The organism is Klebsiella sp. HMSC25G12 (assembly GCF_001807705.1).
Classification (GTDB): Bacteria; Pseudomonadota; Gammaproteobacteria; order Enterobacterales; family Enterobacteriaceae; genus Klebsiella; species Klebsiella variicola.
Genome location: NZ_KV789843.1, coordinates 41,956 through 64,980, shown reverse-complemented (window position 1 = coordinate 64,980; position 23,025 = coordinate 41,956). Strand labels below are relative to the sequence as shown.

The window sequence follows — 23,025 nt, the reverse complement described above, 5'->3', positions numbered from 1 at the left end:
TCTGATAACATTAGCTGGCATAATATTAAATACTGCCCCGGCCCTGTCACACCCTTTGGGCCGGGAACCTTCGCCGCTTAGCGATAAGGCCGCGTGGAAGCGCGCGGGATCAGCGTCGGCAGAGAATAGCGCTGGGGATTTTCCGCATGGTTGCTTAACAGTAATTCGACAGCATGGCTGGCAAGCTGATCAAGCGGCGTTTTTACCGAGGTTAAGGGGATCGGCAGGCGGCTGACCAAAGGAATATCGTTATAACCCACCAGCGAAACGTCGCGGCCTATCTCCAGCCCGAGTCGATGTGCCGCCGCCATCACGCCGATCGCCAGGTCATCATTGACGGCGAAAATGGCGCTGGGGCGCGCAGGACTATTCAGTATTTCATAACCGGCGTTTTCACCGGCCACAATGGTAAAATCGGAATCTCGCCACCACTGGGGATTCACCTCGGCCTGCGCTTCCTGCATGGCCCGCAGGAAACCCTTTTGCCGGTTTAAGGTGCTTGATGAAAAATTCGGCCCGGCAATGATGCCGATTTCCCGGTGCCCTAAATCCAGTAAATGGCGGGTCGCCAGATAACCCCCCAGTTCGTCATCACCAATGGCCGATGGGCTTATACCGTCGGTGCGTAGCGCCAGAACATGATTGATCTGTTTTTCCCGTAGCTGCTGGGGCAGGCGATCGCCCAGGCGGCAGGTGGAAAGGATCAGGCCGTCCACCCGGCGGTCTAACAGAGATTGCGTGGCGCGCTCTTCCGTTTCTGGATCGTTGCCACAGGTGGCCACTACCGTGAAATACCCATGGCGCGCAGCGGCCTGAGAGACGGCTTCATAGAACATCGCCGTCACCGTGTCAGTCAATCTGGGGACCAGGACGCCTATCGTGCCGGTATCGCCCCGGCGCAGACTTGACGCCACATAGTCACGTCGATAACCCAGCTGCTTCGCCGCTTCGCGTATTTTTTCAGCGGAAGGGCTGCGGGACGGGGGGAGACGTTCATCCAGCACGCGTGAAACAGTTGAAACACTCACGCCTGCAGCGCGTGCCACATCCTGCATCGTGATCGTTCTTCCATTTTGCTCTGAAGATGACTGATTTCCCATGACCGATTCCCTGTTTAAATTCAGCTGAGATTGTATTCGTAGTTATTTCGCCCACGCAACTGAATTGGCGTGAGCGGTAACAGGCAATAATGTGGGAAATAGATCACGTAATGCAGATTGATAAACATTTAAGCCGCTCTTTTTTGTGATTCGAATTGCATTTATTCGCAGAGTACCCTTGATCTTGCGGAGTAAAGGGAAGACATTTCAATTCACTTGCAATCGTTCCTGCAATCGATTTCAAGAAGGGGATTTTATCATCTTTATTGTTGAAATGTGTAAGGAGTTAACATGAAAGCACTTGATTTGCGTGGTATTGTTCCAGCCCCCGTTACCCCTTTTACCCGCGATGGACGCATCGATCATCAAGCGATCAAACGCTTAGGTTCCTGGCTTGGCAGCGTGAAAGGCGTGAAAGGTCTGGTGGTGCTGGGACATGCCGGGGAAGGTACCTTCCTGACTCAGCAGGAGCAGGCCGATGTTATCCGTAGTTTTGTGGACTCGACCGAAGGCCGCGTGCCGGTTATCGCCGGTATTACCGGCGAAGGGACGGAAGTGGCGGCGCTGGAAGCACAGCGTGCCGTCGACGCTGGCGCCTCTGCTGGCCTGCTGTATCCCTCCCATGGCTGGCTGCGTTTTGGCTACCAAAAAGGGGCGCCGCAGGATCGTTATCGCGTGGTATACGAAGAGAGCGGCCTGCCGCTTATTCTGTTTCAGTATCCGGATGTCACGAAAGCCACCTATAACCTCGAAACGATGCTGGATATCTCCGCGCAACCGGGAGTCTTTGCGATGAAAAATGGCGTGCGGAATATGCGCCGCTGGGATACGGAAATTCCGGTGATTCGCCGCGAACGCCCTGATTTACAAATCCTCAGCTGTCATGATGAATATTTGCTGCATACCGCTTTTGATATTGATGGTTTCCTGGTGGGGTATGGCAATATTGCGCCGGAACTCCTGTTAGAGCTGCTGGAGGCCGGAAAAGCGCAGGATTATGTGAAGGCCAAAGCGGTTCACGATCGTCTGCTGCCGGTTACCAAGGCCGTTTATCACCGTGGCTCGCATATGGAAGGCACGGTCGCGCTGAAACATGCTCTGGTTGAACGTGGCATCCTGGAACACGCGACCGTTCGTTCACCGTTGTTACCGCTGGAACCCGGCGCGGAAGAAGAGATCAAAGCGGCTATCCGTGAAGCAGGTATTAAAAAAGCGGTTATTTAATTCATTATTTGTATGTTAAACCCGTATTCTTCATGAATACGGGTTGGTTTTACCAGGGACTATCCGGTTTTATTCAATATATAAGGTTGGCCATATAATATTCTGTAAAGATAATATAATGAGGCTGTCATGAATAATTTAGAAAAAACATCTTCCACTGTACCCGCACAAATAGAAAAACTTCCCTTCTCTCAATTAATTCGCCGTATTGGTCCGGGTATTGTTCTTACCGGGGTCGTTGTCGGTCCCGGCGCTATCACCACCGCGTCGATGTTAGGGGCGGACTATGGCTACTCTTTGTTATGGCTGCTGATCCCCATTGCCTTTATGGGGATCACGTTTATGTTGACGACCTATCGTATCTCGATGCTCACCGGAATGCCGTCAATCGAGGCGATACGTCACTATTACGGTAAAGTCGCCTCGGGGTTTGTGGGGGTGGCTACTTTTTTAGCCTGTCTTTTTTTTACCATGGGGAATATCTCGGGTACCGGGGCCGGCATGAACCTGGTTTTCGGCATTGACTGGAAACTCGGTGCGTTAATTATGATTGCGGTGATGATCTATTGCTATTTCTCTAAAGGCGTTTATTCCAAAGTCGAAAAAGGGATCACTATTTGTATTGTGGCAATGATTATCGCTTTTTATATTACCCTGGTAGGGACGGGGGGACCAGACTGGAAAGCCAGTGGCGAAGGGTTAACGCATTGGATGTTTCCTGCGGGGAGTTTAGTCACCGCCCTGGGCTTTATCAGTACCAATGCCTCCCTGACGACCGGGATCTACGGCACTTACCTTGGCAAAGAGAAAAAATGGAAAAAAGATGACCTCTTTAATGGCGTGATGGTGGCGGATACCGTCGCCCATATTATCGGTGTGCTGCTGATCAGCGGGGCGATTATTCTGGTGGGGGCCATCGTCCTTTTTCCGCAAGGGATATCAATCAATACGCCGACGCAGCTGGCCGATTTGTTAACGCCCAGTATGGGACGGGCGGCAAAATACATTATGGGTGTCGCCCTATTGGGGGCGGGTTTCTCATCTCTACTGGGGAATACTCAGCGTGGGGTTGTGCTGCTCAATTCCGGTTTCAATAAATCTACCGCGCTGGAGAGTAAAGCGGTCCAGTGGGGATCCATGGTGGTGCTGGTGGTGGCGGGGTTAATCTGCTTTAGCTTTGGCGGTTCGCCGGTGCAGTTAATTTACTTAGCGAATGTGGCAACGGCGGTATCCACGCCGGTCGCCGGCTTGTTTATTTGCCTGCTGCTGTGGCGAAAGGATATTAATAAAGGATACAAGGCGCCACGGTTATTACAAATATGCATGGCGATCAGCTATCTCTTTTGTTTGTTGCTCACTCTCGTTGCGCTGATAAATACCTTACCTAAGTTTATGTCCTCTCTTTCAACCCTGTTTTGAGGTGGGGTATGACTGATGCTGCGCGATTAAGCGAAGGCTGGAATCAGATGCGTCCCGGCATGGGCGTTGTGCAAGTACGTATAACAGAGGGAAAATAAAATGGAAGAGACTGTTTTACTGGATGTGCAGAGAATACAGACCTCCGAACAGAGCAGCATTATTCTTCACTCTGTCCGGGCGGTGGATTTAGTGAATCACCTGGTACCTGAGTTACACCTCCTCGATAGCCACAGCGAGCCATACAACGTCCAAAAAACAGTGGTTAACTGCCTTTATGCCGGACAGCAGCTTGCCAGAGAACGGCGGGTTGTTTTGCCATTATTGCCAGAGTCGCTCTATTTGCTGGGTGGGATGGTGATTGCTGCCGGGAAGACCATCGAGAAAAAAGAGGTTATTACCCATAATCGTCTGTGCGAAGAGGCCGGGAGGCTGCTGAAAGACGAGGCGGTATGGGAGAGTATCGACATTATAAGAAGTGTTGCTCTGCCTGTTTACCGCCGGCTGGTGAAAGAGCAGCGCACCCACGTCGCCTCTTTATTACAGGCTCTGCTGCATATCCTTGCCTGGCGTAGCGAGAGTGGCTGGGCGCGGGACCAGGCGCAAAGAATACTATGGGCCGGGGGCGTGTTCGGAACGGCAGGCATCGATTCGCTAATCGCTTTCGATCGGGCATTGGCAGAGAAAGAGATGACGTTTCCGTCATTGCGTGAATGGTTAACCGTGACGGCATTTCTGGCCCACTTCCCTGCGGGCCCGGTCTTTTCTGATTAACCACCACTCCCCGATAGCGCAATCGGGTTGTTACTGAGGCGGCAGGCACACGCCGATGCCGCCGATGCCGCAATAGCCGTGCGGGTTTTTATACAGATACTGCTGATGATCGTCTTCGGCATAGTAGAAGGGTTTGGCGGTAGCGATCTCGGTAGTGATGTGACGAGTATCGTGCGCGTCGTTCATCGCCGCCTGGAAGCGGGCGAGGCTGGCCTTTGCCGCTGCCGTTTGTTCCGGCGTCAGCGGGTAAATCGCCGAACGGTACTGGGTACCGTGGTCGTTGCCCTGTCGCATGCCCTGCGCCGGATCGTGATTTTCCCAGAACACCTGTAATAACTGCTCATAGCTAATGACCTGCGGATCGTAAACCACGCGCACTGCTTCCGCGTGACCGGTCTGGCCGCTGCACACTTCGCGATAGGTCGGATTTGGCGTATAGCCGCCGGTATAGCCTGCGGCGGTGCTGTAAACCCCCGGCAATTGCCAGAACAGGCGCTCCACTCCCCAGAAGCAGCCCATGGCGAACAGCGCCACTTCCATCCCCGCCGGGACGTTGGTCATCGAGTGGCCGTTAACTGCGTGGAGCGTCGCCACTGGCATGGGGGTATTGCGTCCAGGCAGCGCATCCGCCTGGGCGACAAGATGCGTTTTATCAAATAGACTCACGGTTGGCCTCTCAATACAGAAATCGTCGTTAAGGTTGTAACGAAGCGTGTCTTTTAACACAATAAACACGCGTAATACGTCTAGATTAATACATAAGAATTATTTGGGTTATTGCCACTTTTTCAACCCTGGTTGTTAGGGTTTTGTTAAGCCGTGGAGCGGCGCCAGTGTTTCCTGTAGGGGGAAACAGGGAGATTCAGGAGAAAATGTGCTAAAAATCCGCCAGTTATGTATCACCAGCCTTTTGCTGGTCAGCGGGGTCGCCAGCGCAGCGAATGTGCGTTTGCAGGTTGAGGGATTATCCGGGGAGCTGGAGAGAAACGTTCGCGCCCAGCTTTCCACCATCCAGAGTGATGAGGTCACGCCGGATCGTCGCTTTCGCGCGCGCGTCGATGACGCCATTCGCGAAGGTCTGAAAGCGCTGGGTTATTACGAGCCGACGATTGAATTTGATTTACGTCCGCCGCCGAAAAGGGGGCGTCAGGTGCTGATCGCCAAAGTGACCCCGGGTGAACCGGTGCGCATTGGTGGAACCGAGGTCATTCTGCGCGGCGGCGCCCGTACCGATAGCGACTATCTGGCGCTGCTAAAAACGCGTCCGGCCATCGGGACGGTGCTGAACCATGGCGATTATGACGGTTTCAAGAGCTCGTTGACCCGCGTCGCCCTGCGCAAAGGCTACTTTGACAGCGAGTTCAACAAAAGCCAGCTCGGGGTCTCCCTTGACCGCCACCAGGCGTTCTGGGATATCGATTACGACAGCGGCGAGCGCTATCGCTTTGGTCACGTCACCTTCTCCGGATCGCAAATTCGCGATGAATACCTGCAAAACCTCGTGCCGTTTAAAGAGGGCGACTACTACACCTCGCAGGATCTGGCCGAGCTAAACCGCCGCCTGGCGGCGACCGGCTGGTTCAGTTCAGTCGTGGTGGCGCCTGATTTCGCTAAATCACGGAAAACCAAGGTGCTGCCTCTGCAGGGCGTTGTTTCGCCACGCAAAGAGAACACCGTGGAAACCGGGGTTGGTTTTTCAACCGATGTCGGGCCGCGCGTGAAAGCCACGTGGAAAAAACCGTGGATGAACTCGTATGGCCACAGCCTGACCTCCAGCGTCAGCCTCTCCGCTCCGGAGCAGCAGTTCGACTTTACCTATAAAGTCCCGCTGCTGAAGAGCCCGCTCGAGCAGTACTATCTGATGCAGGGCGGCTTTAAGCGCACCGATCTTAATGACACCCAGGCCGACTCCACCACGCTTGGGGTATCGCGTTTCTGGGAGATGTCGAGCGGCTGGCAGCGGGCGATCAACCTGCGCTGGAGCCTGGACCACTTTACCCAGGCGAACGTCACCAACACCACCATGCTGATTTACCCTGGGGTCTCGGTGAACCGCACTCGCTCTCGCGGCGGTCTGATGCCCACCTGGGGCGATTCACAGCGCTACTCCGTGGACTACTCCAACACCATGTGGGGCTCGGACATCAACTTCATCGTGATGCAGGCCCAGGACGTCTGGATCCGTACCCTCTATGACCGCCACCGCTTTGTGGTGCGCGGCAACCTTGGCTGGATCGAAGCGGACAACTTTGACAAGGTGCCGCCGGATCTGCGCTTTTTCGCCGGGGGCGACCGCAGTATTCGCGGCTATAAATACAAATCTATCTCGCCGAAGGACGATGACGGCAAGCTGATCGGGGCCTCGAAGCTGGCGACCGGCTCGCTGGAGTATCAGTACAACGTCAGTGGTAAATGGTGGGGCGCCGTGTTTGTCGATAGCGGCGAAGCGGTCAGCGATATTCGCGAGAGCGATTTCAAAACCGGCGCCGGGGTGGGCGTGCGCTGGCAGTCGCCGGTGGGGCCGATCAAGCTGGATATCGCCCGGCCGATCGGCGACAAAGAAGAGCATGGTTTACAGTTTTACATCGGTCTGGGGCCTGAATTATGAGTTTATGGAAGAAGATAAGCCTCGGCGTCTTAATCGTGTTGGTGCTCCTGCTGGGCACCGTCGGGTTCCTGGTGGGGACGACCACCGGCTTGCATCTGGTGTTCAAAGCGGCGGATCGCTGGGTACCGGGGCTGGATATCGGCAAAGTCACCGGTGGCTGGCGTGATTTAACCCTCGATAATGTTCGCTACGAGCAGCCCGGCGTGGCGGTCACCGCCGGCCAGTTTCACCTCAGCGTCAGGTTGCGCTGCCTGTGGGACAGCAGCCTGTGCGTGAACGACATCGCGCTGCGCGATATTTACGTCGCTGTCGATACGAAGAAGATGCCGCCCGCCGCGCCGGTCGAGGAAGAAGACAGCGGGCCGCTGAATCTCTCCACCCCTTATCCGATCACCCTCAGCCGCGTCGCACTGCATAACGTCAACGTCAAAATCGACGATACCGCAGTGTCCGTGCGCGATTTTTCCACCGGCCTGAACTGGCAGGAGAAAAACCTGACCCTGACGCCGACCTCGCTGCAGGGGCTGCTGATCGCCCTGCCGAAGGTGGCGAAAGTGGCGCAGGAGCAGGTGGTCGAGCCGAAAATCGACAACCCGAAGCCGCAGGAAAAACCGCTCGGCGAGACGATGACCGACCTCTTCTCGCAGCCGGTGCTGCCGGCAATGACCGATGTCCATCTGCCGCTGAACCTCAATATTCAGGCGTTCCGCGGGGAACAACTACGCCTGACCGGCGATACCGACATCACCGTGTATAACCTGCTGCTGAAAGTCAGCAGTATCGACGGTCAGATGAAGCTCGACGCCCTCGATATCGACTCCGATCAGGGCAAGGTCAGCGCCTCGGGCCACGCGCAATTGCAGGATAACTGGCCGGTGGACATTACCCTCGCCGGAACGCTGAACGTTGACCCGATGAAAGGGGAGAAGGTGCAGCTGAAGGTGGGCGGCGAAGTGCGTAAAACGCTTAAGGTCGGGGTGGACTTAAGCGGGCCGGTCGCGGCCACGCTGCGCGCGGATGCGCAGCTGGCGGAGGCCGGGCTGCCGCTCAATATGGAGCTGAAGAGTAAGCAGCTCGCCTGGCCATTCAGCGGCGAGAAGCAGTTCCAGGCCGACGACGTCCAGCTGAAGTTTAGCGGCAAAATGACCGACTACGCGCTGGCCTTCTCCACGGCGGTGAAAGGTCAGTCGCTGCCGCCGGCGAAAATCACCCTCAACGCCAAAGGCAATGAGCGGCAGATTAATCTCGACAAGCTGACGGTCAACGCCCTGGAAGGGAAAACCGAGCTGAAGGCGCTGCTCGACTGGCAGCAGGCGATCAGCTGGCGCGGCGAGCTGACCCTCGATGGGATCAACACCGCCAAAGAGGTGCCGGACTGGCCGTCGAAGCTCAACGGCATGATCAAGACCCAGGGCAGCCTGTACGGCGGCAGCTGGCAGATGTCGGTGCCGGAGCTGAAAATTACCGGCAACGTGAAGCAGAACAAAGTGGATGTTTCGGGCTCGCTGCAGGGTAACAGCTATCTGCAGTGGAAAATCCCGGGCCTGCACCTGGCGTTAGGCCCGAACAGCGCCGATATCAAAGGTGAGCTTGGGGTGAAGGATCTTAACCTCGACGCCACTATCGATGCCCCGCATCTGGATAATGCATTGCCGGGGCTTGGCGGAACGGCGAAGGGGCTGGTGAAAGTGCGCGGCACTGTCGATGCGCCGCAGCTTCTGGCCGACATCACCGCCCGGGCGCTGCGCTGGCAGGAACTGACGATCGCCCAGGTCAACGTCAAAGGGGACGTGAAATCCACCGATCAGATTGGCGGTAATCTGGATGTGCGGGTCGATCGCATTAGCCAGCCGGGGGTCAATATCAGTTTGGTGCAGCTCAATGCCAAAGGTACTGAGAAGCAGCATGAGCTGCGGCTGCGCGTGCAGGGCGATCCGGTTTCCGGCCAGCTGACGCTGGCAGGCAGCTTCGATCGTCAGGCCGAACGCTGGAGAGGCTCGCTGAGCGATACCCGCTTCCAGACGCCGGTAGGGCCGGTAGCGCTGACGCGCAGCATTGCGCTGGACTACCGCAACCAGGAGCAGAAAATCAGCATTGGGCCACACTGCTGGACCAACCCGAACGCCGAGCTTTGCGTCCCGCAGACCATCGACGCGGGCGCCAGCGGGCGGGCGCGAGTGAACCTCAACCGCTTCGATCTGGCGATGCTTAAGCCGTTTATGCCGGAGGCGACCCAGGCCAGCGGCGTGTTTACCGGTAATGCCGATGTGAGCTGGGACACCACCAAAGAGGGGCTGCCGCAGGGCAAAGTGACCCTCAGCGGGCGCAACGTCAAGGTGACCCAGGTGGTCAACGACGCGCCGCTGCCGGTGGCATTCGATACGCTGAACCTCAGCGCCGACCTGCATAACAATCGCGCCGAGCTGGGCTGGCTTATCCGCCTGACCAACAATGGTCAACTGGATGGGCAGGTGCAGGTCACCGACCCGCAGGGGCGGCGTAATCTCGGCGGCAACGTCAATATCAGCAACTTCTCGCTGGCGATGATCAACCCGATTTTCGCTCGCGGCGAAAAAGCCGAGGGGAGGCTCAACGCCCGTCTGCGTCTGGGCGGCAACGTGAAAAGCCCGCAGCTGTTCGGCCAGATGCAGCTCAGCGGGGTGGATATCGATGGCAACTTCATGCCGTTTGATATGCAGCCGAGCCAGCTGGCGATGAACTTCAACGGCACGCGCTCGACCCTGCAGGGGACGGTGAACACCCGCCAGGGGCAAATTGCTCTCAGCGGCAACGCCGACTGGACGCAGATCGATAACTGGCGGGCGCAGATTGCAGCGAAGGGCAGCCGGGTGCGGATCACGGTGCCGCCGATGGTGCGTCTCGATGTGTCGCCGGACGTGGTGTTTACCGCCACGCCGAGCCTGTTCAGCCTTGATGGCAAGGTGGATGTGCCCTGGGCGCGGATCGTGGTCAACGAGGTGCCAGAGAGCGCGGTTGGCGTCTCCTCTGATGAAGTGATGCTGGATAAAAACCTCAAGCCGATTAATCAGCAGAGCGCCGGTATCCCGATCAACAGCAACCTGACGATCCACGTCGGCAACAACGTGCGTCTGGAAGCCTTTGGTCTGAAAGCGCGTCTGACCGGTGATTTGAAAGTGGCGCAGGACAAGCAAGGCTTGGGCCTCAACGGGCAGATCAATATTCCGGACGGCCGCTTCCACGCCTATGGTCAGGATCTGATTGTTCGCAAAGGGGAGCTGCTGTTCTCCGGTCCGCCGGATCAGCCGCTGCTGAATATCGAAGCGATTCGTAACCCGGATGCTACCGAAGACGATGTGATCGCCGGCGTTCGCGTCACCGGCTCCGCCGATCAGCCGAAAGCGGAGATCTTCTCTGACCCGGTGATGTCCCAGCAGGAAGCGCTATCTTATCTGCTGCGCGGCCAGGGTTTGAGCAGCGGACAGAGCGATAGCGCCGCGATGACCTCAATGCTTATTGGAATGGGGGTTGCACAAAGTGGTCAGGTTGTGGGTAAAATCGGCGAGACGTTTGGCGTAAGCAATTTGGCGTTGGACACCGAAGGGGTAGGCGACTCTTCCCAGGTGGTGGTCAGCGGCTATGTACTGCCGGGTCTGCAGGTAAAATATGGGGTCGGTATTTTCGACTCCCTGGCGACGCTGACTTTACGTTATCGCCTGATGCCTAGGCTATATGTGGAAGCGGTGTCTGGCATTGACCAGGCGCTCGATTTGCTCTATCAGTTTGAGTTTTAGCAATGCGAATATTTGTTTACGGCAGTTTACGACGCAAACAAGGCAACAGCCACTGGATGACCAACGCCCAGTGGCTGGGCGCTCATAGTGTCAACGATTATCAGCTGTACAGCCTGGGCCACTATCCAGGCGCGGTGCCCGGCGAAGGCACAGTACATGGTGAAGTTTATCGTATTGATGCATCGACGCTGGCCGAACTGGATGCGCTACGCACGAAGGGGGGCGAGTATGCGCGCCACCTCATTCAGACGCCTTACGGCAGCGCATGGATGTATGTGTATCAACGTTCCGTTGAGGGATGCACGTTGATAGCGAACGGCAACTGGTTGGATCGCGACCAGTACTAACCACGACAGCGCCACCTTCGGGTGGCGTTGTTTTTTCTGCTCCATGCCTTACCAGAGTGGCAGACGATCCTTCGCCAGCCACATCGCGGAAGCCAGCGTCGTCAGCGCGAGAAAGAATAATCGTCGTGTTGGAGTACTGAACATTACATGATCTCCTCGAGCGCGGTATGGCGGGCCACTCCCTGCAGGTAGCGCCGCATCGCCGAGCGCATCTTCAGCCAGTCAGCTACCCGGTGTGATAATAACCAGGCCGTTGGGCCAATCAGCTCCAGTACCGCCAGGATCCCGCCGAAACTGAGTAATAATAGGGACAGCATGTCCAGTGAATCCTGAACCTGCCACCAGACGCTCCGGCCTGACTGAAGGGCACTGATGAGTTCAACAGCGAGAAATAGCAGATACATCACCAGCGCGAGGCCGTAAAACAGGTAATAGAGCAGCGCCAGTTGTCGGCGACCTGGATAGAGTGGATGGTTTTTTATATAAGCCGCGCCGTCGCTGGCATTGTATAGCGCGTGGATCGCACGGCTGTCGCGCTCGTACACGGCGACGAGGCGATCGCCAATGGCGATAAACGGTGGCTGACGACGATAGAGAACGGGATGCAGCGCGAAATTGGCGCAGCCTGCCTGCCACCAGAAGGCCAGCGGCGCCGTGTCGCATTGTATCCCAACGCCATGGTATTCCCGCGTTGGGTTCCCCGCGAACCACTTCTTAAAAATGATATTGCTAATTTTTCCCGTCCGGACGGCATAGCGTTCCGGCAGGGCTTGCGTAAAAGGCATTGCCGACTGGCGGACGGCCCGCGCCGTTGCAGGTAGCCGCTGGCAAAAGGAAAAGTCGCGGCGGCGGGCCTGCGCCATCTTCGTCAGCAGATCGCGCATGGCGGGGTGCCGTTTTAGCGCCGGGTGGAACAGTCGCTCATAGAGCCCTGTTAACAGTCCGATGAAGGCCAGTATCGCGATAATGCCGCAGCCGAACCTTCCCCATTCTGAGGTGCTCATCACGAGCGGGATAAGAGCGACGATGAGCGTCAGCAGGCTGATAATCAGCAGCGGACGGGCCCAGCGCGTTACCCGTTGACTGGGTTCAAGGAGCGTTTCGCCATCGCTGAGCCAGTGGATCCAGTAACAGCCGTTGTCCAGACGGCGGACGCCAAGGTGCAGAGGCTGATTGATCGTCAGGTGGTCAAAAAGCGCGGGGTCGTTAAAATAGCGTTTATCGGTATAAAAGACATGCTCGCCGGCGATAAGGCGCAGATATCCCTGTTTTTCACAGGCGGCGGTGGTGAAACCGGTATAGTTCAGAGTGAAATAGCGAACGCTTTTCACGGGACACCCTCCATGGTGTTATCGCGGCTATCCGTGCCGCAATCAGGCAGGGGATGACCCTGCCTGAGACAGAATTACTTCTGCTTTGCGCGCTCGAAAGAGGCAACGATTTCAGCTTTCGCTGCTTCCGCGTTGTCCCAACCGTCGACTTTAACCCACTTGCCTTTTTCCAGATCTTTGTAGTGCTCAAAGAAATGAGTGATCTGGGCTTTCAGCAGTTCCGGCAGGTCGTTCACATCGTTGATGTGATCGTATTCTTTGCTCAGCTTGGTGTGCGGTACGGCAACCAGTTTCGCATCTTCACCGGATTCGTCGGTCATCTTCAGAACGCCAACCGGACGGCAGCGGATCACGGAGCCCGGCTGCAACGGGTACGGCGTCGGGACCAGCACGTCAACCGGGTCACCGTCCAGGGACAGGGTGTGGTTGATGTAACCGTAGTTGCACGGATAGAACATTGCTGTGGACATGAAACGGTCAACGAACAGTGCACCGCTCTCTTTGTCGACTTCATATTTGATAGGATCTGCGTTCGCCGGGATTTCGATCACGACGTAGATGTCTTCCGGCAGATCTTTGCCCGCAGGTACGTTGAGTAAGCTCATGTCTGTTTCCTTTAAAATGTATGGCAAACAAGTGCTCGGTATTATAGCCAACTCACATCGAAAGTCTTCGCTTCTTTTTCCCGATATCGCCGCGGAGTGCTCCGAATTTTTCGCGTAATAATGACATGAAAATCCATAAACATAGCCACATCATGAATAAATTTATGTAACCGTTTTCATTGCATGTGATTGATTTATCAAACTGCTTAAAAAAACGTCATAAACCGCAACAGCCGCGCTCCCTGCGAAGCCTTATCGGCTCTCCGCTGGGCAGCGGGGCCATCATTAACATCTCATTTACTTTTTTGAAGTGTGATGTAACGCATTCAGTTACATCACCGATTGTCTATAGTTTGTCCGCAGGTGAGACTTTAACCAACAATAACCCTACGAGGATACCCTTATGTGGAAGCGCTTACTTCTTGTCACAGCAGTTTCCGCAGCTATGTCGTCTATGGCGATAGCTGCCCCGCTAACCGTAGGTTTTTCGCAGGTCGGTTCTGAATCCGGCTGGCGTGCGGCGGAAACCAGCGTCGCGAAAGAGGAGGCCGCCAAGCGCGGTATCACCCTGAAGATCGCTGATGGTCAGCAAAAACAGGAAAACCAGATCAAAGCAGTGCGCTCCTTTATCGCTCAGGGGGTCGACGCGATCTTCATTGCACCGGTGGTGGCCACCGGCTGGGAACCGGTGCTGAAAGAGGCGAAAGAGGCCAAGATCCCGGTCTTCCTTCTCGACCGTTCCATTGATGTTAAAGATAAAGATCTCTACATGACCACCGTGACCGCCAACAACGTGCTGGAAGGCCAGCTGATTGGCGACTGGCTGGTGAAAACCGTCGACGGTAAGCCGTGTAACGTCGTTGAACTGCAGGGCACCGTTGGGGCCAGCGTGGCCATCGATCGTAAGAAAGGGTTCGCCGACGCGATTGCCAAAGCGTCGAATATCAAAATTATCCGCTCTCAGTCCGGCGACTTCACCCGCAGCAAAGGGAAAGAGGTGATGGAGAGCTTTATCAAAGCTGAGAATAACGGCAAAAACATCTGCATGGTCTTCGCCCATAACGATGACATGGTAATCGGCGCCATCCAGGCCATTAAAGAGGCGGGTCTGAAGCCGGGCAAAGATATCCTCACGGGCTCCATCGACGGCGTGCCGGATATCTATAAAGCCATGATCGCTGGTGAAGCCAACGCCAGCGTCGAACTGACGCCAAATATGGCCGGCCCGGCGTTTGATGCGCTGGAGAAATACAAAAAAGACGGCACCCTGCCTGAGAAGCTGACCATTACCAAATCGACGCTGTATCTGCCGGATACGGCGAAAGAAGAGTTAGAGAAGAAGAAAAATATGGGCTACTGAGTGGGGAGCCCCTCATTCCATCCCTCTCCCCAGTGGGAGAGGGTAAAAAGCAGCGTTCCAGTAACCCCGGGAAGCCCAGCGCGACCCGGGGTAACCTGACATCATTTGAAGGTGACATCGATTATGAGCGCCGAGGCACACCAGGAGATCCTTCGTACCGAAGGACTCAGTAAATTCTTCCCCGGCGTTAAGGCGCTGGATAACGTCAACTTTAGCCTGCGGCGCGGCGAAATCATGGCCCTGTTGGGCGAAAACGGCGCCGGAAAATCGACGCTGATCAAAGCGCTTACCGGCGTTTACCATGCCGATCGCGGCACCATCTGGCTGGAAGGCCAGGCTATTTCGCCCAAAAATACCGCCCATGCCCAGCAGCTGGGGATTGGCACCGTCTACCAGGAAGTGAACCTGCTACCCAATATGTCGGTGGCGGATAACCTGTTCATCGGCCGTGAGCCGCGGCGGTTTGGCCTGCTGCGACGCAAAGAGATGGAGGCGCGGGCGACGGCGCTGATGGCCTCCTACGGCTTTTCTCTCGACGTGCGCGAACCGCTGAACCGCTTTTCGGTGGCGATGCAGCAGATCGTCGCTATCTGTCGGGCCATCGACCTGTCGGCCAAAGTGCTGATCCTCGACGAGCCCACCGCCAGCCTCGATACCCAGGAGGTGGAGATGCTGTTCACCCTGATGCGCCAGCTCAGGGATAACGGCGTCAGCCTAATCTTCGTCACCCATTTTCTCGATCAGGTCTATGCGGTCAGCGATCGCATCACCGTGCTGCGCAACGGCAGTTTCGTCGGCTGCCGCGAGACTCGCGAGCTACCGCAGATTGAGCTGGTGAAAATGATGCTGGGTCGCGAACTGGACCACAATGCCCTGCAGCGGGCGGGCCGTACCCTGCTGAGCGATAAGCCGGTGGCGGCGTTTGAAGGCTACGGTAAAAAAGGCACCATCGCCCCGTTCGACCTGCAGGTCCGTCCGGGCGAAATTGTGGGCCTCGCCGGCCTGCTGGGTTCCGGACGCACGGAAACCGCCGAGGTGATCTTCGGTATTAAAACGGCGGACAGCGGGAAGGCGTGGATCAAAGGCAAACCGCAGACCCTGCGCTCTCCGCATCAGGCTTCCTGCCTCGGGATCGGCTTCTGTCCTGAAGATCGCAAAACCGACGGCATTATCGCCGCCGCTTCGGTGCGGGAAAATATCGTCCTCGCCCTGCAGGCGCAGCGCGGCTGGCTGCGGCCGATCCCCCGGCGTGAACAGAACGAGATCGCCGAGCGCTTTATTCGCCAGCTGGGGATCCGTACCCCGAGCGCGGAGCAGCCGATCGAGTTTCTCTCCGGCGGCAATCAGCAGAAGGTACTGCTCTCCCGCTGGTTACTGACCAAACCGCAGTTCCTGATCCTCGATGAGCCGACCCGCGGCATCGACGTCGGCGCCCATGCGGAAATTATTCGCCTGATTGAAACCCTCTGCGCCGATGGTCTGGCGCTGCTGGTTATCTCCTCTGAACTGGAGGAGCTGGTGGGTTACGCCGATCGGGTCATTATCATGCGCGATCGCCGACAGGTGGCGGAGATCCCGCTCGCCGAGCTCTCTGTACCGGCGATCATGAACGCTATTGCGGCATAAGGAGTAACTCATGATGCCTCGATCTCTTTCGCAAACCGGCCCGGAGAAGCGACGCTTCAGCTGGCCGAAGGGCACCCCGCAGATCATTGCCTTGCTGCTGGTGCTGCTGGTCGACAGCCTGGTCGCGCCCCATTTTTATCAGGTGGTGCTCCAGGATGGCCGCCTGTTTGGCAGCCCGATCGATATTCTTAACCGCGCCGCGCCGGTGGCGCTGCTGGCCATTGGCATGACGCTGGTGATCGCCACCGGCGGCATCGACCTGTCAGTGGGGGCGGTGATGGCGATTGCCGGCGCGACGGCCGCCTCGATGACCGTCGCCGGGCACAGCCTGGCGGTGGTGGTGCTGGCCTCACTGGGGGCCGGTGCGCTGGCCGGGCTGTGGAACGGCATCCTCGTGGCGATCCTTAAGATCCAACCTTTCGTGGCGACGTTGATCCTGATGGTGGCCGGGCGCGGGGTCGCGCAGTTGATCACCGCCGGGCAGATCGTCACTTTTGATTCCCCGGCCCTGGCGTGGCTCGGCAGCGGATCGTTTCTGCTGTTTCCAACGCCGGTGATCATCGCTGCCGCCACCCTGCTGTTGTTCTGGCTGTTTACCCGTAAAACGGCGCTGGGCATGTTTATCGAAGCGGTGGGGATTAACATCCGCGCGGCGAAAAACGCCGGCGTGAATACTCGTATCGTGGTGATGCTGGCCTATGTCCTGAGCGGCGTCTGCGCAGCGATTGCCGGGATTATCGTGGCGGCGGACATACGCGGCGCGGATGCGAATAACGCCGGGTTGTGGCTCGAACTGGACGCCATTCTGGCGGTGGTCATCGGTGGCGCCTCCCTGATGGGCGGGCGCTTCAACCTGCTGCTGTCGGTGGTGGGGGCGCTGATTATCCAGGGAATGAATACCGGCATTTTGCTTTCTGGCTTTCCGCCGGAGCTCAACCAGGTGGTGAAAGCGGTGGTGGTGCTGTGCGTACTGATTGTCCAGTCGCCGCGCTTTATCGGTTTACTGAAAGGGGTACGCGGCCATGATAAAACGTAATTTACCGTTGATGATCACCCTGGCGGTGTTTGTACTGGGCTATCTCTACTGCCTGACGCAGTTCCCCGGCTTTGCCTCAACGCGGGTGATCTGCAATATCCTGACGGATAATGCCTTCCTCGGGATCATCGCCGTGGGCATGACCTTTGTGATCCTCTCCGGTGGGATCGATCTGTCGGTGGGGTCGGTGATCGCTTTTACCGGCGTCTTCCTCGCCAAAGCGATTGGCTTTTGGGGAATATCGCCGCTGGTGGCGTTTCCGCTGGTGCTGGTGATGGGCTGCGCCTTCGGTGCGTTTATGGGGCTGCTTATCGACGCGCTGAAGATCCCGGCTTTTATCATCACGCTTGCCGGCATGTTCTTCCTGCGCGGCGTCAGCTATCTGGTGTCGGAGGAGTCGATTCCGATTAACCATCCGGTCTACGACACCTTGTCCGGGCTGGCATGGACCATCCCCGGCGGCGGTCGTCTCAGCGCCATGGGGCTATTGATGCTGCTGGTGGTGGTGGCCGGTATTTTTGTCGCCCATCGCACCCGCTTTGGCAACCAGGTGTATGCCATCGGCGGCAACGCGACGTCGGCGAATTTAATGGGGATTTCGACTCGCAGCGCCACGATCCGTATCTATATGCTTTCCACCGGGCTGGCGACGCTGGCCGGGATCGTCTTTTCCATTTATACCCAGGCGGGCTATGCGCTGGCGGGCGTCGGCGTGGAGCTGGACGCGATTGCCTCGGTGGTGATCGGCGGTACGCTGCTCAGCGGCGGTGTTGGCACCGTGCTGGGAACGCTGTTCGGGGTGGCGATCCAGGGGCTGATTCAGACTTACATCAACTTCGATGGCACCCTCAGCTCATGGTGGACGAAAATTGCGATCGGTATTTTGCTGTTTATCTTTATCGCGCTGCAGCGTGGGCTGACGGTGCTGTGGGAAAATCGGCAGAATGCGGCGGTGACGCGGGTGAGTGGAGCGGGAAGTCGCTGACAGGGAACTCCCTTCCCGCAAGGCGGGAAGGGAGGGCAGGGATCAGGCGTCCGGGAATGCTTTAATGAAGTTCTCGACGTCTTCAACCATGTGGTTGTTACCGACAAAGAAGGAGCGGCGCTGGTGCAGGCTTTCCGGGATAATATCCAGAATACGCTCTTTACCGTCGCTGGCCTTACCGCCCGCCTGTTCGGCGAGGAAGGCCATCGGGTTGCATTCATACAGCAGGCGCAGCTTGCCGTCCGGGTGGCTGGCGGTGCTCGGATACAGGTAGATGCCTCCCTTCAGCAGGTTACGGTGGAAGTCCGCCACCAGCGAGCCGATATAGCGTGAGGTATAAGGACGCTGAGTCTCTTTGTCCTCTTCCTGGCAGTACTTAATGTACTTCTTCACGCCCTGCGGGAATTTGATGTAGTTGCCTTCGTTGATGGAGTAGGTATTGCCCTTCTCCGGGAAGCGCATGCGCTCCTGACACAGACAGAAGACGCCGAGGGACGGGTCGTAGGTGAAGGCGTGGACGCCGCAACCGGTGGTATATACCAGCATCGTCGAAGAGCCGTAGACCACATAGCCCGCGGCCACCTGCCTGTTACCCGGCTGCAGGAAGTCTTCTTCTGTCACCGGCGTGCCGACAGGCGTGACGCGGCGGTAGATAGAGAAGATCGTTCCGACAGAGACGTTAACGTCGATGTTAGAGGAGCCATCCAGAGGGTCCATCAGCACCACGTATTTGGCGTGTTCACACCCTTCGAAGACGACAATTTCATCTTCTTCTTCGGAGGCGATCCCGGCAACAATATCGCGTGCTCGCAGTGCGGCTTTTAATTTTTCATTAGCGAACAGATCGAGTTTTTGCTGAACCTCGCCCTGAACGTTTTCAGCACCGCTGGCACCCAGGATATCGACCAGACCGGCCTTGTTGATATCGCGGTGGATGATCTTGGCGCCCAACTTTATTGCTGACAACAAAGCAGTCAGCTCACCGGTGGCGTGGGAGAACTCGTGCTGCTTTTCAACAATAAACTCACCTAACGTTTTCATAACTCGTTCCCTGCATTTTTATGTTGAGTAAAACGAACGCAACAATCTTAACAAAGAATCAAAAAAGTGCGCACTGGTGAATCGCGCCAGCAAAATACAGATTCGCCTGAAATGCATTTCGCCAGGGCCCGGGATATGGGTAAAATGTGCCCCGGATAAGAGAAGGAAATGACGAATGCGCATTCATATTTTAGGAATCTGTGGCACGTTTATGGGGGGCCTGGCCATGCTGGCGCGCTCCCTCGGTCATGAGGTAACAGGGTCGGATGCTAACGTCTATCCGCCGATGAGCACCCTGCTGGAAAACCAGGGGATTGATTTAATTCAGGGTTATGACCCCAGCCAGCTGGATCCCCGGCCGGATCTGGTGATCATCGGTAATGCCATGACTCGCGGCAACCCGTGCGTTGAAGCGGTGCTGGAAAACAATATTCCGTATATGTCCGGCCCGCAGTGGCTGCACGACTTCGTGCTGCGCGATCGCTGGGTGCTGGCCGTCGCCGGGACCCACGGCAAAACCACCACCGCCGGGATGGCGACCTGGATCCTCGAAGCCTGCGGCTATAAACCGGGCTTCGTGATCGGTGGCGTACCGGGGAACTTTGATGTTTCCGCACGCCTGGGCGACAGCCCGTTCTTTGTGATTGAAGCCGACGAATATGACTGCGCCTTCTTCGACAAGCGCTCCAAGTTTGTTCACTACTGCCCGCGGACGCTAATCCTCAACAACCTTGAGTTCGACCACGCGGACATCTTTGACGACCTGAAGGCGATTCAGAAACAGTTCCACCATCTGGTGCGTATCGTGCCGGGCAAAGGCAAAATTATCCTGCCGGAGAACGACATCAACCTGAAGCAGGTGATGGCGATGGGCTGCTGGAGCGAGCAGGAGCTGGTGGGCGAGCAGGGCCACTGGCAGGCGAAGAAGCTGAACGCCGACGCCTCGCAGTGGGAAGTGCTGCTCGACGGCGAAAAGGTTGGTGAAGTGAAGTGGGCGCTGGTCGGCGAGCATAATATGCATAACGGCCTGATGGCGATTGCCGCGGCGCGTCACGTCGGCGTGCTGCCGGCGGATGCCGCGAACGCGCTGGGCAGCTTTATCAACGCCCGCCGTCGCCTGGAGCTGCGCGGCGAAGCCAACGGCGTTACCGTGTATGACGATTTCGCCCATCATCCGACGGCAATCCTCGCCACGCTGCAGGCGCTGCGCGGCAAAGTGGGCGGCACCGCGCGCATTCTCGCCGTGCTGGAGCCGCGCTCTAACACCATGAAAATGGGCGTCTGCAAAGACGATCTGGCGCCGTCTCTCGGTCGCGCTGATGAAGTGTTCCTCCTGCAGCCGCAGCATATTCCGTGGCAGGTGGCGGAAGTGGCGGAAGCCTGCGTCCAGCCGGCCCACTGGAGCGCCGACGTCGATACCCTGGCGGAGATGGTGGTCAAAACCGCCCACCCGGGCGACCATATCCTGGTGATGAGCAACGGCGGCTTCGGCGGCATTCATCAGAAGCTGCTGGATAAGCTGGCGCAAAAAGCGGCCGCGGCAGAATAAGCGCGAACGCCTCCGATCACTGCCCTCCGTGTGAGGGCAGTTTTGTTTTCGCCACCAGGGATTGTGCCATGCTGACCTGCGAAAGATTACGTTCTACCGACTCGCCCCATTTCGCCACGCTGGACGCGCTCTACGCGCGCGCCTTTCCGTGGCACGAGCAGCGCGAAAGCGACGCCAAACTTCAGGCGCTGAGCCACCCGCGCTACGCGCTGGAAGCGTGGTTCGATGAGGGCGTATTTATCGGCCTCAGCGGCTGCTGGCAGTTTGCCGGCTACGGTTATATCGAACATCTGGCGATCGACGATACGCTGCGCTCCCGCGGCTATGGTAAACAGCTACTGGCGCAGATCCTGACGCGCGCGCCGCTGACCATTCTGGAAATCGATCCGCTAACCACGGCAATCGCTCATAAACGGCTGCGCTTTTATCAGTCGATGGGGTTTCATGCCAATGCGTGGGCGCATCATCACCCGAGCTATCATCAGGGCATCGCGGATCATGAGCTACTGGTACTGAGCTACCCGCAGCCGATCGATGAGCGACAGTACCAGCAGTTTGCCCGGGATCTCGGGCGCGAGGTGATGGGGCGGGAGTAGCCCGGAACGGGGCGTCGCCCCGCTCCGGGAATTCACTGGTTACAACCTTACTCTTTGGCGATCGGCGTCTCGTTCTCCGCGACTTTATTGTCGCCCTGAATCTGCGCGATTTTCTGCTCAACGGCGGCAACCTGAGCGCTGTCGTGCAGCAGGGTGTAGGTCAGATCAAACTGCGCGCTGGCGCCCGGCTGCAGCTGCTTCACGCGTTTTTGTTCGCGTTCAATGGTGACCGGATAGGCGTAGCTGGTGCCCGGTTCGATACCGGTGACGTAGCCCTGTTTGATGGTGTCGGTGTTTTTCCATAGCGTCAGGACCGGCAGCTGACGGGTATCAAACTGAATGGAGGCCCCTTTATCGCCCGCTTTGTTGACCACCGCGGCCAGGGTCTGGTGATTTTCATCGGCCAGCGGCTGAATATTAAATACCATCTCGTCAAAATCTTTGGTCGGTCCCTGATAGGTCTGCCAGGTTTTTAACCCGCTCTTCGCGTAATCATTGAACGGGCTGATGCTGGACATCGGGGCGAGGAAGCGCGCGCCTTCTTCCAGAATCGGGGTGCCGAAGTTGCTGTGGTAGATAATCTGATAATCATGCGGATAGTCAGCATGGTTGGTTAAGACATCATGCAGGCTGAAGCTGTTGCTGCCCGGCACGTAGCGCAGTTCGGTCAGGGTCTGCAGATCGGCTTTTTTGAAGGTGCTCTCTTTCACCAGGCCGCGGATGCGGATTTCATACGGCGCGCTGTCAGCCACCTCGACTTCTACCCGCGAGGCCGGAGTGTTGCCCGCCTTGCCGTGCAGGGTATAAATCTGCCCGTCCGCGGTCACCGGATGGCCGGTCCATTCATAGCCGCAGCGGACCATCATCTCGTTGAATCCTTCCAGCCAGCCGAGTCCATTGCGGCTTTCCAGGTTGATAAACGCCGGGTTGACGACCTCTTTAACCGGCGAATCCCAGCCCATCCGGCTGCCGAAACCCTCAATACGCAGTAAGTTCATGCCACGGGTTGGGCTGAGAGTGATGGTCAGGCCGTCTTTACTGTGAATGGTGAGGATTTTGCTGCCTTCCTGCTTACCGCCGTGCAGGACTTTTTGCTCAATGCTGAACGCATGGTCTTTTACCTTCAGCTGATCGCTGCTGATCTGCCAGTTTCCTTTATCCATGCCCTCTTCAGCGTTCGTCAGCACCCATGTTTTTGCCGCGGCTGAGCCAGAAACCAGCAGGGCGATCGTCGTCAGAACCAATGTCTTTTTCATTTTTATTCCCTTTTTGCTGAATCGATTGTGTCATTGACGTGTGAAATCTACCGGCATGGGGGTGATTAAAATGTGAAGCGCCTCACCTGGTGAGAAAGTGGCCGTTTTTATGATGTTAAATGAGATGAAAGTCGTATTATTTTGCTAAGTAATGCGAATTTATCACCAGGGTATGTGATCTACATTGTTTTTAGCTTTAACGATTCAGCTTGGCAACAAGGCAAAAAACAAACGTATCGTCGTGCGGATGAGGGGCCCCAGGCGATACGGAAGGTACATCCCTGCTGGCGCAAACCTTAGAACTGGGGTGAAGGTAGGCCGGATAAGGCGTTAGCCGCCATCCGGCACAATGACGGGAACGGAGCATGGTACAGCTTGCCCGGCGGCGCTGCGCTTGC

18 protein-coding genes are annotated in these 23,025 nt (G+C 57.0%); 12 read left to right on the top strand and 6 right to left on the bottom strand.

Translation table 11 applies throughout. The features are described from left to right. Positions 1-77: 77 nt before the first annotated feature. Positions 78-1,100 (bottom strand): LacI family DNA-binding transcriptional regulator, encoded by a 1,023-nt coding sequence (locus tag HMPREF3096_RS07145; RefSeq protein ID WP_012543095.1) that lies wholly within the window; start codon positions 1,098-1,100, stop codon positions 78-80. Positions 1,101-1,391: 291 nt separating this feature from the next. Between HMPREF3096_RS07145 and HMPREF3096_RS07140 the strand changes: the two genes are divergently transcribed. From HMPREF3096_RS07140 to HMPREF3096_RS07130, 3 genes are all read left to right on the top strand, one after another. After that, on the top strand, positions 1,392-2,324 hold the full coding sequence (locus HMPREF3096_RS07140) for a dihydrodipicolinate synthase family protein (RefSeq protein WP_008807155.1): 933 nt from the start codon (positions 1,392-1,394) through the stop codon (positions 2,322-2,324). A gap of 129 nt (positions 2,325-2,453) precedes the next feature. Next, on the top strand, positions 2,454-3,743 hold the full coding sequence (locus HMPREF3096_RS07135; RefSeq protein ID WP_012543094.1) for an Nramp family divalent metal transporter: 1,290 nt from the start codon (positions 2,454-2,456) through the stop codon (positions 3,741-3,743). 99 nt (positions 3,744-3,842) lie between these two features. Continuing rightward, positions 3,843-4,514 carry a hypothetical protein gene (locus HMPREF3096_RS07130; protein WP_008807153.1) on the top strand — a complete coding sequence of 224 codons (672 nt, stop codon included), beginning with the start codon at positions 3,843-3,845 and terminating at the stop codon, positions 4,512-4,514. A 30-nt stretch (positions 4,515-4,544) separates the two neighbouring features. Here the strand turns inward: HMPREF3096_RS07130 and msrA are convergent, their stop codons facing one another. Beyond that, on the bottom strand, positions 4,545-5,180 hold the full coding sequence (gene msrA / locus HMPREF3096_RS07125) for a peptide-methionine (S)-S-oxide reductase MsrA (protein WP_008807152.1): 636 nt from the start codon (positions 5,178-5,180) through the stop codon (positions 4,545-4,547). Positions 5,181-5,388: 208 nt separating this feature from the next. On the opposite strand from msrA, the gene tamA reads away from it, so the two are divergent. From tamA to HMPREF3096_RS07110, 3 genes are read left to right on the top strand one after another with little or no spacing between them, the layout of a single operon-like run. After that, positions 5,389-7,122 carry an autotransporter assembly complex protein TamA gene (gene tamA, locus HMPREF3096_RS07120; protein ID WP_008807151.1) on the top strand — a complete coding sequence of 578 codons (1,734 nt, stop codon included), beginning with the start codon at positions 5,389-5,391 and terminating at the stop codon, positions 7,120-7,122. Then, complete coding sequence (gene tamB / locus HMPREF3096_RS07115) at positions 7,119-10,895, top strand: autotransporter assembly complex protein TamB (protein WP_008807150.1); 3,777 nt, start codon at positions 7,119-7,121, stop codon at positions 10,893-10,895. The genes tamA and tamB overlap by 4 nt, the downstream gene beginning before the upstream one ends. 2 nt (positions 10,896-10,897) lie before the next feature. Further along, positions 10,898-11,242 (top strand): gamma-glutamylcyclotransferase family protein, encoded by a 345-nt coding sequence (locus HMPREF3096_RS07110; protein WP_008807149.1) that lies wholly within the window; start codon positions 10,898-10,900, stop codon positions 11,240-11,242. Positions 11,243-11,385: 143 nt separating this feature from the next. On the opposite strand, the gene HMPREF3096_RS07105 is transcribed toward HMPREF3096_RS07110, so the two are convergent. Both HMPREF3096_RS07105 and ppa read right to left on the bottom strand, forming a co-directional pair. Continuing rightward, positions 11,386-12,573 carry a hypothetical protein gene (locus HMPREF3096_RS07105; protein WP_032731800.1) on the bottom strand — a complete coding sequence of 396 codons (1,188 nt, stop codon included), beginning with the start codon at positions 12,571-12,573 and terminating at the stop codon, positions 11,386-11,388. Between the two features lie 74 nt (positions 12,574-12,647). Then, the gene (gene ppa / locus HMPREF3096_RS07100) at positions 12,648-13,178 is read right to left on the bottom strand and encodes an inorganic diphosphatase (RefSeq protein WP_002886766.1); all 531 of its coding nucleotides are present in this window, start codon (positions 13,176-13,178) and stop codon (positions 12,648-12,650) included. 403 nt (positions 13,179-13,581) lie between these two features. Here ppa and ytfQ point away from each other — a divergent pair, with 403 nt between their 5' ends. From ytfQ to yjfF, 4 genes are all read left to right on the top strand, one after another. Then, entirely contained in the window at positions 13,582-14,538 is a 957-nt protein-coding gene (gene ytfQ / locus HMPREF3096_RS07095) for a galactofuranose ABC transporter, galactofuranose-binding protein YtfQ (protein ID WP_008807147.1), read from the top strand. A 123-nt stretch (positions 14,539-14,661) separates the two neighbouring features. Continuing rightward, positions 14,662-16,164: a galactofuranose ABC transporter, ATP-binding protein YtfR gene (gene ytfR / locus HMPREF3096_RS07090; RefSeq protein ID WP_008807146.1), complete on the top strand. Its 1,503-nt coding sequence runs from the start codon at positions 14,662-14,664 to the stop codon at positions 16,162-16,164. A gap of 10 nt (positions 16,165-16,174) precedes the next feature. Further along, positions 16,175-17,200, top strand: a complete 1,026-nt coding sequence (gene ytfT, locus HMPREF3096_RS07085) for a galactofuranose ABC transporter, ATP-binding protein YtfT (protein ID WP_008807145.1) — start codon at positions 16,175-16,177, stop codon at positions 17,198-17,200. Then, positions 17,187-18,185 (top strand): galactofuranose ABC transporter, permease protein YjfF, encoded by a 999-nt coding sequence (yjfF, locus tag HMPREF3096_RS07080; RefSeq protein WP_002886825.1) that lies wholly within the window; start codon positions 17,187-17,189, stop codon positions 18,183-18,185. The genes ytfT and yjfF overlap by 14 nt, the downstream gene beginning before the upstream one ends. A gap of 42 nt (positions 18,186-18,227) precedes the next feature. On the opposite strand, the gene fbp is transcribed toward yjfF, so the two are convergent. Then, on the bottom strand, positions 18,228-19,226 hold the full coding sequence (fbp, locus tag HMPREF3096_RS07075; RefSeq protein ID WP_008807144.1) for a class 1 fructose-bisphosphatase: 999 nt from the start codon (positions 19,224-19,226) through the stop codon (positions 18,228-18,230). Positions 19,227-19,401: 175 nt separating this feature from the next. Between fbp and mpl the strand changes: the two genes are divergently transcribed. Together mpl and HMPREF3096_RS07065 are read left to right on the top strand one after the other, a co-directional pair. Further along, positions 19,402-20,775, top strand: coding sequence for a UDP-N-acetylmuramate:L-alanyl-gamma-D-glutamyl-meso-diaminopimelate ligase (gene mpl / locus HMPREF3096_RS07070; protein WP_023296931.1), 1,374 nt, complete (start codon positions 19,402-19,404; stop codon positions 20,773-20,775). A gap of 68 nt (positions 20,776-20,843) precedes the next feature. Next, a complete protein-coding gene (locus HMPREF3096_RS07065) occupies positions 20,844-21,371 on the top strand; it encodes a GNAT family N-acetyltransferase (RefSeq protein WP_008807143.1) in 528 nt (175 codons plus the stop codon). 47 nt (positions 21,372-21,418) lie between these two features. On the opposite strand, the gene HMPREF3096_RS07060 is transcribed toward HMPREF3096_RS07065, so the two are convergent. Then, complete coding sequence (locus HMPREF3096_RS07060; RefSeq protein WP_023323523.1) at positions 21,419-22,627, bottom strand: aldose 1-epimerase family protein; 1,209 nt, start codon at positions 22,625-22,627, stop codon at positions 21,419-21,421. Positions 22,628-23,025: the final 398 nt, after the last annotated feature.

What these genes read in the sequence shown, in the direction of transcription:
- HMPREF3096_RS07135 (WP_012543094.1), top strand. Translation starts at nt 2,454, where the DNA reads ATGAATAATTTAGAAAAAACATCTTCCACTGTACCCGCACAAATAGAA.
- ytfT (WP_008807145.1), top strand. Translation starts at nt 16,175, where the DNA reads ATGATGCCTCGATCTCTTTCGCAAACCGGCCCGGAGAAGCGACGCTTC.
- ppa (WP_002886766.1), bottom strand. Translation starts at nt 13,178, where the DNA reads ATGAGCTTACTCAACGTACCTGCGGGCAAAGATCTGCCGGAAGACATC.
- yjfF (WP_002886825.1), top strand. Translation starts at nt 17,187, where the DNA reads ATGATAAAACGTAATTTACCGTTGATGATCACCCTGGCGGTGTTTGTA.
- mpl (WP_023296931.1), top strand. Translation starts at nt 19,402, where the DNA reads ATGCGCATTCATATTTTAGGAATCTGTGGCACGTTTATGGGGGGCCTG.
- ytfR (WP_008807146.1), top strand. Translation starts at nt 14,662, where the DNA reads ATGAGCGCCGAGGCACACCAGGAGATCCTTCGTACCGAAGGACTCAGT.
- ytfQ (WP_008807147.1), top strand. Translation starts at nt 13,582, where the DNA reads ATGTGGAAGCGCTTACTTCTTGTCACAGCAGTTTCCGCAGCTATGTCG.
- HMPREF3096_RS07145 (WP_012543095.1), bottom strand. Translation starts at nt 1,100, where the DNA reads ATGGGAAATCAGTCATCTTCAGAGCAAAATGGAAGAACGATCACGATG.
- HMPREF3096_RS07110 (WP_008807149.1), top strand. Translation starts at nt 10,898, where the DNA reads ATGCGAATATTTGTTTACGGCAGTTTACGACGCAAACAAGGCAACAGC.
- HMPREF3096_RS07065 (WP_008807143.1), top strand. Translation starts at nt 20,844, where the DNA reads ATGCTGACCTGCGAAAGATTACGTTCTACCGACTCGCCCCATTTCGCC.
- HMPREF3096_RS07140 (WP_008807155.1), top strand. Translation starts at nt 1,392, where the DNA reads ATGAAAGCACTTGATTTGCGTGGTATTGTTCCAGCCCCCGTTACCCCT.
- HMPREF3096_RS07060 (WP_023323523.1), bottom strand. Translation starts at nt 22,627, where the DNA reads ATGAAAAAGACATTGGTTCTGACGACGATCGCCCTGCTGGTTTCTGGC.
- HMPREF3096_RS07130 (WP_008807153.1), top strand. Translation starts at nt 3,843, where the DNA reads ATGGAAGAGACTGTTTTACTGGATGTGCAGAGAATACAGACCTCCGAA.
- fbp (WP_008807144.1), bottom strand. Translation starts at nt 19,226, where the DNA reads ATGAAAACGTTAGGTGAGTTTATTGTTGAAAAGCAGCACGAGTTCTCC.
- tamB (WP_008807150.1), top strand. Translation starts at nt 7,119, where the DNA reads ATGAGTTTATGGAAGAAGATAAGCCTCGGCGTCTTAATCGTGTTGGTG.